The sequence below is a fragment of the Morganella psychrotolerans genome (assembly GCF_965118875.1).
In the GTDB taxonomy this organism is placed as follows: domain Bacteria; phylum Pseudomonadota; class Gammaproteobacteria; order Enterobacterales; family Enterobacteriaceae; genus Morganella; species Morganella psychrotolerans_C.
Genome location: NZ_CBCPJD010000020.1, coordinates 65,201 through 80,349 on the forward strand (window position 1 = coordinate 65,201; position 15,149 = coordinate 80,349).

Below are 15,149 nucleotides of genomic sequence, written 5' to 3' on the forward strand. Positions count from 1 at the left end.
CTATTAATAATGCAACTGCGTAAAACACTCCTGGTTGGTTTCGTTGCTTCTGTACTGCTGGCAGGCTGCTCCAGTGAGACAGATACCATTGTGATGTCACCATTGCCGGAGGTTGCGAGTCAGTTCTCGCCACAGACCGTATGGGATAAATCCATCGGTAACGGTATCGGAAAATATTATTCACATCTTTCGCCGGCCTGGGAAGGATCAACTGTTTATGCCGCTGATCGCAACGGCCTGGTAAAAGCGCTGGATATTGACTCAGGTGTTGAAATCTGGTCAGTCGATCTGGCAGAAAAAACCGGCTTTTTGTCATCTAATCTTTCGGCGATGTTGTCCGGCGGTCTGACCGTTTCCGGTGAACATGTTTATGTCGGTACAGAGCGTGGTGCACTGATTGCACTGAGCACCAATAACGGTGAGCTTGCCTGGACACAAAATGCCGGCGGTGAAGTGCTTTCCCGTCCGGTTGTCAGTGATGGTCTGGTGCTGGTACATACCGGAAACGGTCTGTTACAGGCATTTGATGCGGCATCCGGCGAATCCCGCTGGAGCCTGAATCTGGATACGCCAAGCTTGTCTGTCCGTGGTGAATCTGCTCCGGCAATCTCCACCGGTGCGGCGATTGTCGGCGGTGATAACGGACGCGTCAGTGCGGTTATGCTGAAACAGGGTCAGTTAATCTGGCAACAGCGGATTTCTATGACAACCGGCACCACTGAAATCAGTCGTCTGAATGATGTGGATATGACACCAATTATTGCGGATGGCCGTGTTTACGCTATCGCGTATAATGGTAATCTTGTCTCCATGGATATGCGCAGTGGTCAGATTTTGTGGAAACGCGATTTCGGCTCAGTAAATGAAATGGTGCTGGATGGTGAATCGCTTTATATTATTGACCAGAATGACAATGTTTATGCTATCCGCGCAGCGGACGGAGTAACATTGTGGTCACAGGATAAATTGCAGCACCGCAACCTTTCTGCGCCTGAAGTCTTTAATGGTTATCTGGTGACCGGTGATGGCGAAGGCTATCTCCACTGGTTAGATACCAGCACCGGACAGTTTGTTGCACAAAATAAACTGGACAGCTCCGGCATTTTCGCCCGTCCGTCAATTGCCGGTGATAAACTGATGGTACAGACCCGTAATGGTCGTCTGTATCTGCTCCGCCGCTGACAGAGATACTCTGTTACCGGTGTAACCTCAGGGGGTCAGTAATCCCGCTGAGGGGATCCATTGACGGCTCCTGAATGACAGGAGCCGTTTCGTCTTTAATCTCCTGCATACGTCAGGGGATTTTTCAGTGTTATGAGGCAGTAAAAGCATGGTACCTGTCGTTGCTCTGGTCGGACGCCCCAATGTAGGGAAGTCCACGTTATTCAACCGCTTAACGCGTACGCGCGATGCGTTGGTTGCTGATTTTCCCGGCCTGACGCGGGATCGTAAATACGGTCGCGCAGAAGTTGACGGGCAGGAATTTATTATTATTGATACCGGTGGTATTGACGGTGCGGAAGAAGGCATTGAAACACACATGGCGGCGCAATCGTTATTAGCGATTGAAGAAGCGGATATTGTGCTGTTTCTGGTTGATGCCCGCGCCGGTATGATGCCGGCGGATATGGCGATCGCCAAGCATCTGCGCAGTCGTGATAACAAAACGACGTTTGCTGTGGCAAATAAAATTGATGGTATCGATCAGGATCAGGCGCTGGGTGAATTCTACAGCCTGGGTCTGGGCGAGGTTATGCCGATTGCCGCATCACATGGTCGTGGTGTAAACCAGTTAATCAGCCGTTCACTGATCCCGTTTTATGGTGAGCCGGAAAGTGAAGACGGGCGTGAATTAACGGAAGAAGAAGCAAACGCTGCCTATTGGGCAGAGCAGGAAGCGGAAACAGAAGCCGCTGAAGCGAAGCTGGAAGAAGATGATAACTTCAACCCGATTGATCAGCCGATTAAGCTGGCGATTGTCGGGCGTCCTAATGTCGGGAAATCCACGCTGACCAACCGTATTCTCGGTGAAGATCGCGTGGTGGTATTTGATATGCCGGGCACCACGCGTGACAGTATCTATATTCCGATGGAGCGTGATGGCCGCGAGTATGTTCTTATTGATACCGCCGGTGTACGTAAACGCGGAAAAGTAACTGAAACAGTTGAAAAATTCTCTGTTATCAAAACACTGAAAGCGATTGAAGATGCCAACGTGGTATTACTGGTTATTGATGCCCGTGAAGGGATTTCAGACCAGGATCTGTCTCTGCTGGGCTTTATCCTGAATGCCGGTCGTTCTCTGGTGCTTGCTGTCAATAAATGGGACGGCATGAGCACGGAAGATCGTGACCATGTTAAAGATATGCTGGAACTGCGTCTGGGTTTTGTGGATTTTGCCCGTATTCACTTTATTTCAGCACTGCACGGCAGTGGTGTCGGTAATTTATTTGACTCTGTACAGGAAGCGTATGATTGCGCAACCCGTCGTGTCAGTACCGCGTTAGTCACCCGCATCATGAAAATGGCGGAAGATGATCACCAGCCGCCGCTTGTCCGCGGACGACGCGTGAAACTGAAATATGCGCATGCCGGGGGATATAACCCGCCTATTATCGTGATCCACGGTAATCAGGTCAGTGATTTGCCGGATGGCTACAAACGCTATCTGATGAATTATTTCCGCCAGTCGCTGAAAGTGATGGGTACGCCTATCCGCATTCAGTTTAAAGAGGGTGAGAACCCGTTTGCGGATAAAAAGAATACCCTGACGGCAAGCCAGTTGCGTAAACGTAAACGTCTGCTGTCACACATTAAGAAAGGGCATTAATCTGCCCCCTGTTGAAAACCCTGAAAAACCCGCACAGAAATGCGGGTTTTTTTTTGTGTTTTTTTATATCTCCGGGTTCAGTCCCACAGCATCCCAGGCATTGAGCAAAATGCCGGCAACATCATCACCGTAGTTATTCTGTGCAATCAGTACTGTTTCGCGTGCAAACGTCAGAAAATCACACTCCGGTGGCAGGTTTGCGTTGCTCAGAGTATCAAACCAGATTTGTCCGGCGACTTCCCAGCTATAGCCTCCCAGTGCGGTGGCAAAATGATAAAAAGCATGGTTGGGTATTCCTGAATAACGGTGGACACCGCCATTGTCATTTTGAGCATTATTGGGCAGTTCAATATAGTCACGCATGTGTGAGACTTGCTTGTCTCTTCCGATAACCGGGTGGTTATAGGCACTTCCGGGGGCAGAAAGAGAGCGTAATGCTTTAATACCGCTGCTTTTTGTGAATAATGTCCGCCCGATATGCCAGTCCCCCCGGTCGCTGCTGTGTTGCTGTTGATAATGTCCGAGTATGACAGTAAATACATCACAAATGGATTCATTCAGTGCGCCGGATTGCCGGCTGTACGTCAGCGGGGAGAGGTGGTCAATCACCGCATGGCCGTATTCATGGGTGGCAATATCGAGCTGGGCGAAACTCAGAAACAGGGGAGCATTGCTGGTGGTGAGATCGCCCGCACCAAAGACAAGATGCATGCCGTTCCAGAATGCGTTGCAGTACCCCCTGCCGTAATGGGTCATTGCGGACATTGTCGCATTATGGTTATCAAAGGATTCATAATTAAAGATATCGGAAAAAAAAGTATAAATTATCTCAAGATATTCAAACATATTGTCAGTATCAGCATCACTTTTGATGACAGAAATGTACTGATCATTTTTTGCTTTTTTATCTTCGCGGTAATAAAGATCGGGAACAGCTGTCAGGTTTTTGAGATGAATAACACGGCGGTGAGCGGCCGGCTGATTTTTTACCGCGACTTTTTCAGCGTGATAAATTGCCTCTGGCGAGGTAGTTTTATCAGAGCACTGGTGTTCACCCAGCAACAACTGAATGTGCTGATAACAGAGCAGGGTTTCTTCATGATTATTATCATGATCCATTCGGTTTTTCAGGATCCAGGGCGGCAAAAAAGAGTAATTGGGGCGATGTGTATTTATGGACATAGCGTATCCTCGTGTGATTGGAAACGCTATTTTTGTGCAGAAAACTACTCACCGCAGCAGACTATCAGCCTGCTTTTTACTCAGTGTACTGCGCTTGTCTGTCAGGTCAGACCCAGTCACGGGCAATCAGAAAATCCCGTGTCAGTGCTGCTTCCGGCGAATTTTCATCCGGCTGATAATCATATTCCCAGCGCGCAAGCGGCGGCATTGACATCAAAATTGACTCTGTTCGCCCGCCGCTCTGTAATCCGAATAATGTCCCGCGATCCCACACCAGATTGAATTCGGCATATCGTCCGCGCCGGTATAACTGAAACTGCCGCTCACGCCCGCCGTACGGCATGTCCCGTCGCTTTTGTACAATCGGCAGGTAAGCCTGCGTAAAGCCGTTACCTACGGCACGGGTGAATGTAAAACTGCTCGCGAAATCCGGTTCATTCAGATCATCAAAAAACAGACCGCCGATGCCCCGTGCTTCATGACGGTGTTTCAGATAAAAATAGTCATCACACCATTTTTTATAGCGGGGATAGCCCTCTTCACCCAGCGGACGACACAGCTCTTTTGCGACGGTGTGCCAGTGAACCGCATCTTCTTCAAACGGATAGAACGGCGTGAGGTCAAACCCGCCGCCAAACCACCATACCGGCTCACAACCGTCTTTCTCCGCCACGAAAAAACGCACATTGGCATGAGCCGTAGGTACATAAGGATTATGCGGATGCAACACCAGAGAGACACCCATCGCCTGATAATGACAGCCTGCCAGTTCAGGTCGGTGTGCGCTGGCGGAAGGCGGCAGATTATCACCACGGACATGTGAAAAATTAACACCGGCCTGTTCAAATAATGCGCCGGATTTCAGTACACGGCTGCGGCCGCCGCCGCCGCCGTTTTCCCGTTGCCATACATCTTCGGTAAATACAGCACCGCCGTCACATTCGGCTAACTGACGGCAGAGAGAATCCTGCAAATTGAGGAAAAAATCATTAACACTGTTACTATCCGGGGTATTCATAACATAATGCCCATTGAGCTACGCATAAACTTTAGTATATCATTTTGTTTTTATAAGATACCGATCCCCGTTCCCCGCCGGGGATTACGGGCAGCTAAACCGGCAAACAGGTGACAGTATGGAAATCCGCACATTTGAGCAAAGTGACTTTGAAGAGGTCACTGCACTCTGGGAACGTTGTGATATGGTCACACCACCGGATGATCCGGAAACTGTAATTGAACGGAAAATGGCACACGATCCTGCGCTGTTTCTGGTGGCAGAAGTCACCGGGGAAGTGGTGGGCACGCTGTTGGGCGGTTATGACGGTTACCGGGGTTATGCCTATTATCTGGCGGTTCATCCGGAATTTCAGGGGCGCGGTATTGCTAATGCGATGATAACCCGGCTGGAAAAAAAACTTCTGGCGCGCGGATGCCCGCAACTGCTGGTGACTATCCCGGACGATAATACAGCGACACTGAGTATGTTTGATAAACTGGCTTATGATGAGTGTCTGCAGGACAGTCTGACATACAGCAAACGTTTGATTACAGACCCGGAATATTAACGTCAGGCCGGGTTTTTCACCACATCTATATTGTCTGCCATGATCATAATGGAGTGGCGGTCTTTCTCCATTTCCCCCTCAATACGAACTGTATCATAAGGTGTGATGATGGTTTTTCCCCATAATGCAGCTGAAATTTTTATTTCGACCACACCACTGTAATCAGCAAAAAGATAATGTTCAGGATCCAGCTGTGTCTGAATATTACCTTCCAGAATGACGCGGCTGTTGTCTTTGAGATATGGCAGTTGTTTTACCATAAAACGCTGAGGTACGTCACACTTTACTGTACTCTGGTGGTATTCATAGGCAGAAAAAGACGGCAGAGCGACCGCATCACGATGCGATAAAACACCCGCAAGTAATAACGCGGAAATCAGGTAAAAAGACGGTTTTATATAAGTCATTTTGCCATAATAAATCAGTTCGCCGGTTTTGTCTTTTATTGTGCAATAGGAGATATCTTATAGGAAATGATAATTTACAGAATCAGTAAAAATACGCATTTTGTTAAAAAGATCTGATGTAAAAATTCAGAATGAATGTTTTGGCAATTCCGGAGTCAGATACCTGTACTGAAAACAAAGGAGTAAAGGAATGAGGCGTTATCAGGCAATGAAACTGGCGGTCGCCGCCGGTGCCGTACTTATGCTGAACGGGTGCAGTTCGTTTTCATGGTCATCGTTATCGCCGGTGAGCTGGTTCAGCGGCAGCAGTCTGACTTTGACAGCACAAGGGGTCGGTGGTGTGAACAGTAACACATTGATGACAGAAACAGCGATAAACCACGGGCTGGAGGATAATTACACCCTGCGCAGCGGAATGCAGACAGAGCAGGGCGATATTGTGAAAATCTTTGAAGGCCGCAAAGACGGGAAAACACTGATCCGCCTTTCCGGACCGGAAAATGGCACGGTTCAGCGCATTGTTGTCAGTGATCCTGGTATTTCCACTGAGTGGGATACCGCCGCAGGTACTCTGTTTTCAGACATTTACCCGCAGGCCGCCGCCGGAGCCTGTGCGCTGACAACTGAATTTGACGACAGCGCACAGGTTATCTGTACCGCACCACAAAGTAAGCGCGTGTCCTATGTCTTCCGCGGGATCTGGTTTGGTCCTGAGACGTTGATGCCGTCTGACGATATTCTGAAAAGCTGGACCGTCAGCCATATGGTCTGGGCGAATAAATAACCCGGAATAATGAGTGAACTTGCGGAATAGCAAAGTAATTTATCATCAGTGATTTATGATAAGGCAATTTCGTGATTTGACTTACGAGCAAAGGAAGCTACATGGCACAAGCACAAAGCGGTATCCTGCCGGAACATTGTCGTTTCGGTATTTTTATTGAAGCCACCACAAAAGGCGATAAATCCGCAATCCGGACCGGATGTCAGGTTTTTCTGGCTGCACTGAAAAAATTACAGACACAGTTTCCCTCTGATCAACCGGGTGCAACTGTCGCATTCGGGCATGATGTGTGGCGCGAGTTGAGCAGCACCAGCAGTGCCCCGGAACTGAAAAACTTCCGTGAACTGGGACGCGGTCTGGCACCGGCCACACAGTGTGATCTCCTGATCCACATTCATTCGCAGCGCCATGATATTAATTTTTCGCTGGCACAGGCGGCGGTTACCGCATTCAGTGACGCTGTTGAGATTCAGGGCGAAACCCACGGTTTCCGCTGGACAGAAGATCGCGATCTGAGCGGCTTTATTGACGGGACAGAAAACCCGGCCGGTGAAGAGCGCCCGGATGTTGCGCTGATCCCTGAAGGGGAAGATGAAGGCGGCAGTTATGTCCTGACTCAGCGCTGGGCACACAGTCTGAATAAATGGACGCGCTTCACACAAGAGCAACAGGAAAAAATGATTGGGCGCACCAAAGCAGACAGCACGGAGCTGGATGAAGAGGTGCGCAATGTTACCTCTCACGTCTCCCGCGTGGTCATCGAAGAAGAGGGTGAAGAACTTGCTATTCTGCGCCAGAGCCTGCCATACGGCACAGCAAGCGGTGAGCACGGGCTGTTTTTTATCGCCTATTGCGCCCGTCTGCATAACATTGAACAGCAACTTCTGAATATGTTCGGTGAAACAGACGGCAAAGTGGATGATCTACTGCGTTTCAGTAAACCAAAAACCGGCGCTTACTATTATGCACCGTCTCTGGAACAGCTGAAGGCGTTGTAAATACATCCGTGTAAGCTCGTCCGCGCCATTCATGGCGCGGACGCTTTTTATTTCTCTGCCCGTTATCGCCGGTATACCTGATTTTCTGTTTTATTAATAATCTGAAATAGCCACTGACATAATTTTTATCCTTACAAATATAAAGGTTAAATGACACTATTCCGCTGTACCTTCCCCCGGAGAGCATACATCAGTATGTGACCCGGCGGGCTGAGTGCGGCCAACGCACCTGCAGTCTGAATGAATAAGGGTATATTCTGATGCTGCTTAACTGCCCGCGGATGCACTTTTTTATGCACCGGGGTCATGGTTCGCATAACAAGTGTCAGTACAAAGAGAAAACATCCGCTCAGGAAGAAGAGAAGAAACATATGGATGCATGACTGTCCGGATAAAAAAATCACTATATATCATTCCATATTGATATAAGAAAACAGCTATATTCACTATCCTGCTATATACAAACTGGCTAGAGTAATCCGTACTTGTCATCACAATAAGGAATGTCGCCGTGAAGCAGTTCCCGAAAACGGTATTACCCGCCGGTTTGCTGATACTGGCCACGCTGTGGAGCGGGGCAACCAGTGCCGCACAACTGCTGAACAGCTCCTATGATATTGCCCGCGAACTGTTTACTGAGCTGAATCCGCTGTTTGAAAAACAGTGGAATGCGGCGCATCCGGATGATCCTCTGACTATCCGCCAGTCTCACGGCGGCTCCTCAAAACAGGCACTGGCGATTTTGCAGGGCCTGCGGGCGGATGTGGTGACATACAACCAGGTCACCGATGTTCAGGTGCTGCATGATAAAGGGCAACTGCTTGCGGCGGACTGGCAGTCCCGCCTGGCGAATAACAGCTCGCCTTATTATTCCACCATGGCATTTCTGGTGCGCAAGGGAAACCCGAAGCAGATAACGGACTGGGATTCTCTGCTGCGTAATGATGTGAAAATTGTCTTTCCTAATCCGAAAACCTCCGGCAACGGGCGTTACACCTACCTGGCGGCAGAAGGCTTCTGGCAGCAGAAAAACGGAAAAAACAGCCCGGAAACCACAAAGCAGATGGCAACATTTCTCAGTCATGTGGCGGTATTTGATACCGGCGGGCGGGGAGCGACCACGTCATTTATTGAACGCGGGCTGGGTGATGTGCTGATAAGCTTTGAATCTGAAGTAAATAATATACGCCGTGAATATGGCGAAGATGATTATGATGTCATCGTGCCGCCGTTTAATATCCTGGCGGAGTTTCCGGTTGCCCGCATAGATAAAAACACAGAACGCAACGGCACACAGGCAGTTGCGGATGCCTATCTGGCCTTTTTATACAGCCCGGCAGCGCAGGAAAAAATGACACAGTTTAACTACCGTGTGACAGATGCGGGAATTATGGCGGCAAACAAAGCGCGCTTCCCGCCGGTCAGGTTGTTTCGTGTTGAAACGCAGTTCGGTCCCTGGGCACAGGTGATGGAAACACGGTTTAATTCAGGTGGTGAATTCGATACGCTGATGGCACAAGGCCGCTGACATGCCGCGGCGGGTTTTACCGGGTTTCGGGCTTTCTCTCGGCTTTACACTGCTCTATACCGGGCTGATTTTATTGCTTCCCCTGACTGCGCTGGTGATGCAACTGGCGCAAATGAGCTGGTCGCAGTACTGGAATGTGATCACCAGCCCACAGGTGGTCGCCGCCTATGGTGTGACTTTGAAAGCTGCATTGGCCGCCAGTTTGTTCAATGCCGTTTTCGGCATACTGATGGCGTGGATACTAACGCGTTACCGTTTTCCCGGCCGCCGTATTCTGGACGGGCTGATGGATCTGCCCTTTGCCTTACCCACGGCAGTGGCGGGGCTGACTCTCGCCACACTCTTTGCCCCGGATGGCTGGTACGGGCGTTTTTTCCACTCTTTTGAGATCACGGTCGTGAATACCTGGGTGGGAATTGCGGTCGCCATGGCATTTACCAGCATCCCGTTTGTGGTCCGTACGGCACAGCCGGTACTGGAATCCCTGAAACCTGAGTATGAAGAGGCGGCAGAAACCCTGGGCGCATCCCGCCTGCAAATTTTTTACCGTGTTATATGGCCGGAAATTGCCCCTGCGGCGCTGGCAGGAACTGTTTTGTCCTTTACCCGCAGCCTGGGCGAGTTTGGTGCAGTGATTTTTATTGCCGGCAATCTGGCATGGAAAACAGAAGTGGTTTCATTTTTGATTTTTGTCCGTTTACAGGAATTTGATTTCCCTGCCGCCACCGCGATTGCATCCGTTATTCTGATGGCATCGCTGGTATTGCTTCTTACCGTCAATATTATTCAGAGCCGTGTCGGGTTGCGGACAGGCGGGTCACATGGCTGATAATTTACGTCGCCGCCCGCGTTTTGCGTGGCAAAAATGGTTGCTGATTGCCGCCGGGATACTGCTCACACTCGGGATCTTAATTATTCCGCTGGGCTGGATTTTTGTGACGGCATTGTCTGATGGTATTGCCGGTGTCCTGAAGGCACTGGGTGAGGCGGATACACAGCACGCTATCTGGCTGACTTTGATTGTCGCGCTGATCACCGTGCCGGTAAACCTGGTTTTCGGCACACTGCTGGCGTGGCTTGTTACCCGTTTTCGCTTTCCCGGCCGTCAGCTGTTACTGACGCTGGCAGATTTACCGTTTGCGGTGTCACCTGTTATCGCCGGTTTGCTCTATTTATTACTGTATGGCGCAAATGGCTGGCTGGGCAGCTTTTTTGAAGATGACTTTAATACACAGATTATGTTTGCGCTACCGGGCATTGTGCTGGTGACAATATTTGTCACCTGTCCTTATGTGGTGCGGGAACTGGTGCCGGTGATGCTCAGTCAGGGCACGCAGGAAGAAGAGGCGGCGGTGCTGCTCGGTGCGTCGGCACACCAGATTTGGTGGCGCATTACCTTACCCAATATCCGCTGGCCGTTGTTTTACGGTGTGATCCTCACCAATGCGCGGGCGATCGGTGAATTCGGTGCGGTGTCTGTGGTATCCGGTGCTATTCGCGGTGAAACATTCACCCTGCCGTTACAGGTGGAACTCTTACATCAGGATTATCAGACTGTCGCGGCATTTACTGCCGCAGGATTGCTGGCGTTGATGGCCGTGGTGACACTGTTTATCCGGCACGGTGTGTCCTGGTATCTGGTACGGCGGGAGTTGTCCGGGAGACATTATGAACATTGAAATTACTAACCTTACTCACCATTTCGGCGCAGACCCGGTACTGCGTGATATCTCGCTCTCAGTCGCTGACGGCGAGATAGTGGCACTGCTCGGACCCTCCGGTTCGGGCAAAACTACATTACTGCGCATTATTGCCGGATTGACACCACACACCCGGGGGCAGCTTTATATCGGCGGGGAGGAAGTCTCGCATCTGCCTGCCGGAGAGCGGCGCGCCGGGTTTGTTTTTCAGCACTATGCGCTGTTCCGCCACATGACTGTTTTTGACAATATCGCATTCGGTCTGACGGTTTTACCGCGTAAAAACCGCCCGTCAAAAAAAGTGATCCATGAAAAAGTAACTGCTCTGCTGGAAAAAATACAGTTACCGCATCTGGCTCAGCGCTATCCCGCACAGCTTTCAGGCGGGCAGCAACAGCGCGTGGCGCTCGCGCGTGCATTAGCGGCAGAGCCGCGTATTCTGCTGCTGGACGAGCCGTTTGGTGCGCTGGATACGCAAGTCAGAATTGAACTGCGCCGCTGGTTGCGTCAACTCCATCAGTCACTGCGTTTTACCGCTGTTTTTGTCACCCATGATCAGGATGAAGCTCTTGAGGTGGCCGACCGCGTTGTGGTGATGCATAACGGGCAGATTGAGCACGTTGCCGCGCCGGACACCTTGCAGGAAAATACAGAAAACCGTTTTGTGACCGAGTTTCTCGGGCAGGTGAATACCCTGAACGGTGAAATCAGCGACAGCGGCATCTTACAGATTGCCGGGGTAAACCAGCCGGTCAGTCTCATGGCAGAACCCGGAAGGGTAACTGTGTTTGTGCGCCCGTGGGCGCTGACGCTGAGTCCTGTTTTCTCACCGGGCAGCTTTGCAGCTCAGGTGTCTTCTGTCCGTTCATACGGACACTATCGCAAAGTGATGGTGACTACGGCTGCCGCCGGGCATGAGATTACGGTTATTTTACCGCAGGATGCCCCGGAGGTTATCAGCGGGAAGGCAGTCTGGCTGACGGCGCAGAGTGTCCGGGTATTTCGCGGGGATGATGAACTGACAGGTCAGACACCGGCTGCTATTTTCCAGACATGATAATAAATCCGGTGACATGACCGGGGCTGTGGCAGTATGGTTTGAGCTTACTTATTCAGAGGCAGAAAAACGTGGCATCGATCAGTAATGTAATTGGCAATACCCCGCTTATCCGGCTCGCCCGGCTGAGTGAGGGCACCGGGGCAGAAATCCTGGTTAAAACAGAGGGTAATAACCCCGGCGGTTCAGTAAAAGATCGCGCGGCAAAAAGCATGATTGAGGGCGCAGAGCAGCGCGGAGAGATCCGCCCGGGAGATACCCTGATAGAGGCCACCAGCGGGAATACCGGGATTGCGCTGGCAATGATCGCGGCGGTAAGAGGCTACAAATTAAAGCTGCTGATGCCGGAAAACATGAGTGCTGAGCGGCAGGCGGCAATGCGTGCTTACGGCGCGGAACTGGTGCTGGTCAGCCGGGCGCAGGGTATGGAAGGGGCACGGGATCTCGCACAGCAGATGGCAGCGGCAGGTGAAGGTTATGTGCTTGATCAATTCAATAACCCGGATAATCCGCTGGCACATTATCAGACAACCGGACCGGAAATCTGGCAGCAGACAGACGGGCGCATCACTCATTTTGTGTCTGCAATGGGCACCACCGGGACTATCAGCGGCGTGGGTCGTTACCTGAAAGAAGTCGCACCACAGGTGAATATTACCGGGCTGCAACCGGCAGAAAACAGTCAAATCCCGGGGATCCGCCGCTGGTCACCGGGTTATCTGCCCGGTATTTTTCAGCCACAACTGGTTGATGATATTCTGGATATCACTCAGCAGGAAGCGGAAAGCACTATGCGGCAGTTAGCGCAGCAGGAGGGGATTTTCTGTGGCGTAAGTTCCGGCGGGGCGGTTGCCGGTGCGCTGAAGATTGCACAAACACAGCCCGGATCCGTGATTGTGGCAATTATTTGTGATCGCGGAGATCGCTATCTCTCAACCGGTGTTTTTGGCTGACCATTAGCGCAACAACCTGCTCCCGCTGCTCAGCGCCGGTATTTCATGTGCAGCAGCGGGAACGGATTTCCCTCACCATCCAACTCAGAACGTCCGGTTTGTTCAAATCCCATGTGCAGGTAAAACCCCACGCCCTGCGGGTTTTGCTCATTGACATCCAGTTCATCAGCCTGTAATTGCTCAACAGCATATTTTACCAGTAATTTCCCGACGCCTTTTCCTCTGGTATCCGCATCGACAAATAACATTTCAATGCGGTTTTCAGCGGTACCGAGAAAGCCGTAAATTGTGCCGTTTTCGTCACATGCCACATCCACCCGCAGGTTTGGCAGGTAGGTGTTCAGCAGCAGAGGACGCAGCGTACTGATATTCTCTTCCCGTAAAAAATGATGGGTTGCACGAACGGATGATCCCCAGACAGCCAGCAGACGGGGAAATTGTGCCGGTCGTGCCGGTTCGATAATTAACATAATAGTTTTCTGTATAAAGATAATAATGCCGTATCTTAAAGAACTATCAGGGGAAGTCGGGCAGAAAAGCAGATATACCCCGGCGCGTCCGGGGTATAGCGGGAACTTAATGATTAATCTGACGTTTTTTCGGCGTACAGATATACACCCACGCCGGAGGCACATTAAATAACACACGCTCTTTGCGAAAATGAAAGTAGCGGTGCAGGTATTTTTCAAATTTAGTGGTGTACTGAAACAGAATAAACTGCCCGTCACTGACTTCAATATTATCGCGGACCGCTTTCAGAATACGCAATCCGGTACGGCGATCGATCGAGAGAAACGGCAGACCAGAAAAAATAACATTATACGGACGGCTCAGTTTTTCTGCGGAATCTGAAAAAATACCCAGCCGGTCATCCTGAAATTTATTCAGCAGACTGACAAAATACGGGTCAATTTCATAGGCATCCAGGTTTGCCTGCGGGTTCATCTGTTCCAGAATCTGGCGGGTGATAACGCCGGTTCCGGCACCCAGTTCAGCAAAACTCTGTGTGTCTGCCCAGTTAACATGACGAACCATTGCGCGGCACAACCAGCGGGATGAGGGCGCAATTGTCCCCATCGTCGCAGGTGAAACAATAAATTTGCGGATGTACGCGTAATAACTTCGCAACGGTGAATAATCTGATACTTCCATAGGTATTCCTTACAGGCTCTGCCGGTGTTCTGTGCAAGAGAACATAATCCAAAACATATTTCCGCCCGGTGTATACTCTTATTCATTCAAACTGCAGGTTCGTTGGCGGCGGTAAGCCAGCCTGGTCACATACTAATGTATGCTCCCGGTCTATCTTCCCTTGCCGCCTGCCTGCATCCTGAATGACGTTGAGTATATATCACTGTCGGGGAGGTGCATTGGCAAAAATTAACTTATCCATGTTTCGGAATAAGCAGAACAGGAAACCTGACGGTAAATAATCACGTCAGTGAAACATCTTCATCATATTCTCATTTCCCCTTATTCTCCATAGGGAATGCGTGGATTTTTTCGCCATCATAATATTAGGTTCTTTTTTTTATTTTTGATTATATTTCATTGTATTATGGGTCGTATTTGAATGGATTATCAAAAAAATGAATAAGATTATTTTGTTATAAATAAGAATGATATGTCCGAATGGCTCGGTTTCAGGCAGACCCGTCATCCTGATAATGATATGTGACAAAGGAAATACAGCTACATTAAATAATGATGATGCGTGCGGGAGGTGTTTTAACATGACACTCTGCGCCGGATGATTATTTTGTATAATATCCGGCACAGAATATACATTAACTAGTGATGTACTTTTCCGTGATCCATAATCGCCTGGCGCAGACGTTGTTGCAGTTCATAACGCTGTTCGTACGGCAGCGGGTTAGTGTCACCCAGACTGATCATTAATTTATTCATTTCAGTGATACTGTTGCTCTCAATCGCTTTTTCCACGGCAGCAACGCTCTGTGCATAATCGCTCATCTGCTTTATCCTTCTTTTTCAGGTTTTGATTATTTTATCCTACCCGAACGGCGGCGAAAACGTTAGTACAAAACCGGTGTCATCAGGCGGCATGATCATGAGTTATCCGCGGTGGCAGACCATAAGCCGCTCTTGCGCGGTCACTACACTCTGTCTGTCCATAACAAC

The 15,149-nt window shown here is 50.0% G+C and carries 17 protein-coding genes; 11 read left to right on the forward strand and 6 right to left on the reverse strand.

The genetic code is table 11. From position 1 onward, the window contains the following. Positions 1-9 precede the first annotated feature (9 nt). Together bamB and der are read left to right on the forward strand one after the other, a co-directional pair. Complete coding sequence (bamB, locus tag ACMHKJ_RS17045; protein WP_413495778.1) at positions 10-1,182, forward strand: outer membrane protein assembly factor BamB; 1,173 nt, start codon at positions 10-12, stop codon at positions 1,180-1,182. Between the two features lie 148 nt (positions 1,183-1,330). Next, positions 1,331-2,830, forward strand: coding sequence for a ribosome biogenesis GTPase Der (gene der, locus ACMHKJ_RS17050; RefSeq protein WP_413495780.1), 1,500 nt, complete (start codon positions 1,331-1,333; stop codon positions 2,828-2,830). 63 nt (positions 2,831-2,893) lie between these two features. Here the strand turns inward: der and ACMHKJ_RS17055 are convergent, their stop codons facing one another. Next, the gene (locus ACMHKJ_RS17055) at positions 2,894-4,012 is read right to left on the reverse strand and encodes a M4 family metallopeptidase (protein ID WP_413495782.1); all 1,119 of its coding nucleotides are present in this window, start codon (positions 4,010-4,012) and stop codon (positions 2,894-2,896) included. Positions 4,013-4,118: 106 nt separating this feature from the next. Beyond that, positions 4,119-5,030, reverse strand: coding sequence for an oxygen-dependent coproporphyrinogen oxidase (gene hemF, locus ACMHKJ_RS17060; RefSeq protein WP_413495783.1), 912 nt, complete (start codon positions 5,028-5,030; stop codon positions 4,119-4,121). Positions 5,031-5,148: 118 nt separating this feature from the next. On the opposite strand from hemF, the gene ACMHKJ_RS17065 reads away from it, so the two are divergent. Then, positions 5,149-5,580, forward strand: a complete 432-nt coding sequence (locus ACMHKJ_RS17065) for a GNAT family acetyltransferase (protein ID WP_413495785.1) — start codon at positions 5,149-5,151, stop codon at positions 5,578-5,580. 2 nt (positions 5,581-5,582) lie between these two features. Here ACMHKJ_RS17065 and ACMHKJ_RS17070 read toward each other — a convergent pair whose 3' ends face one another. Further along, positions 5,583-5,987 carry a YgiW/YdeI family stress tolerance OB fold protein gene (locus ACMHKJ_RS17070; protein ID WP_413495787.1) on the reverse strand — a complete coding sequence of 135 codons (405 nt, stop codon included), beginning with the start codon at positions 5,985-5,987 and terminating at the stop codon, positions 5,583-5,585. A gap of 190 nt (positions 5,988-6,177) precedes the next feature. Here ACMHKJ_RS17070 and ACMHKJ_RS17075 point away from each other — a divergent pair, with 190 nt between their 5' ends. The 8 genes from ACMHKJ_RS17075 to cysM all read left to right on the forward strand — a co-directional run bounded on the left by ACMHKJ_RS17075 (position 6,178) and on the right by cysM (position 13,007). Beyond that, the gene (locus tag ACMHKJ_RS17075) at positions 6,178-6,771 is read left to right on the forward strand and encodes an RpoE-regulated lipoprotein (protein ID WP_413495788.1); all 594 of its coding nucleotides are present in this window, start codon (positions 6,178-6,180) and stop codon (positions 6,769-6,771) included. Positions 6,772-6,872: 101 nt separating this feature from the next. Further along, a complete protein-coding gene (locus tag ACMHKJ_RS17080) occupies positions 6,873-7,769 on the forward strand; it encodes a Dyp-type peroxidase (protein WP_413495790.1) in 897 nt (298 codons plus the stop codon). Positions 7,770-8,029: 260 nt separating this feature from the next. Then, entirely contained in the window at positions 8,030-8,152 is a 123-nt protein-coding gene (locus ACMHKJ_RS17085) for a DUF2933 domain-containing protein (protein WP_413495791.1), read from the forward strand. A gap of 164 nt (positions 8,153-8,316) precedes the next feature. Then, positions 8,317-9,297 carry a thiosulfate ABC transporter substrate-binding protein CysP gene (gene cysP / locus ACMHKJ_RS17090; protein WP_413495812.1) on the forward strand — a complete coding sequence of 327 codons (981 nt, stop codon included), beginning with the start codon at positions 8,317-8,319 and terminating at the stop codon, positions 9,295-9,297. Between the two features lies 1 nt (position 9,298). Further along, positions 9,299-10,126 (forward strand): sulfate/thiosulfate ABC transporter permease CysT, encoded by an 828-nt coding sequence (cysT, locus tag ACMHKJ_RS17095; protein WP_413495793.1) that lies wholly within the window; start codon positions 9,299-9,301, stop codon positions 10,124-10,126. Continuing rightward, positions 10,119-10,976 (forward strand): sulfate/thiosulfate ABC transporter permease CysW, encoded by an 858-nt coding sequence (gene cysW / locus ACMHKJ_RS17100; protein WP_413495795.1) that lies wholly within the window; start codon positions 10,119-10,121, stop codon positions 10,974-10,976. The genes cysT and cysW overlap by 8 nt, the downstream gene beginning before the upstream one ends. Continuing rightward, on the forward strand, positions 10,966-12,054 hold the full coding sequence (cysA, locus tag ACMHKJ_RS17105; RefSeq protein ID WP_413495796.1) for a sulfate ABC transporter ATP-binding protein: 1,089 nt from the start codon (positions 10,966-10,968) through the stop codon (positions 12,052-12,054). The genes cysW and cysA overlap by 11 nt, the downstream gene beginning before the upstream one ends. Before the next feature lie 71 nt (positions 12,055-12,125). Continuing rightward, a complete protein-coding gene (cysM, locus tag ACMHKJ_RS17110) occupies positions 12,126-13,007 on the forward strand; it encodes a cysteine synthase CysM (RefSeq protein ID WP_413495798.1) in 882 nt (293 codons plus the stop codon). Positions 13,008-13,036: 29 nt separating this feature from the next. Here cysM and ACMHKJ_RS17115 read toward each other — a convergent pair whose 3' ends face one another. The 3 genes from ACMHKJ_RS17115 to ACMHKJ_RS17125 form a co-directional block, all read right to left on the reverse strand. Next, positions 13,037-13,477 (reverse strand): acetyltransferase, encoded by a 441-nt coding sequence (locus tag ACMHKJ_RS17115; protein WP_413495799.1) that lies wholly within the window; start codon positions 13,475-13,477, stop codon positions 13,037-13,039. A gap of 106 nt (positions 13,478-13,583) precedes the next feature. Then, on the reverse strand, positions 13,584-14,159 hold the full coding sequence (locus ACMHKJ_RS17120) for a class I SAM-dependent methyltransferase (RefSeq protein ID WP_413495801.1): 576 nt from the start codon (positions 14,157-14,159) through the stop codon (positions 13,584-13,586). A gap of 639 nt (positions 14,160-14,798) precedes the next feature. Continuing rightward, positions 14,799-14,981, reverse strand: coding sequence for a DUF2526 family protein (locus ACMHKJ_RS17125; protein ID WP_413495802.1), 183 nt, complete (start codon positions 14,979-14,981; stop codon positions 14,799-14,801). Positions 14,982-15,149 lie beyond the last annotated feature (168 nt).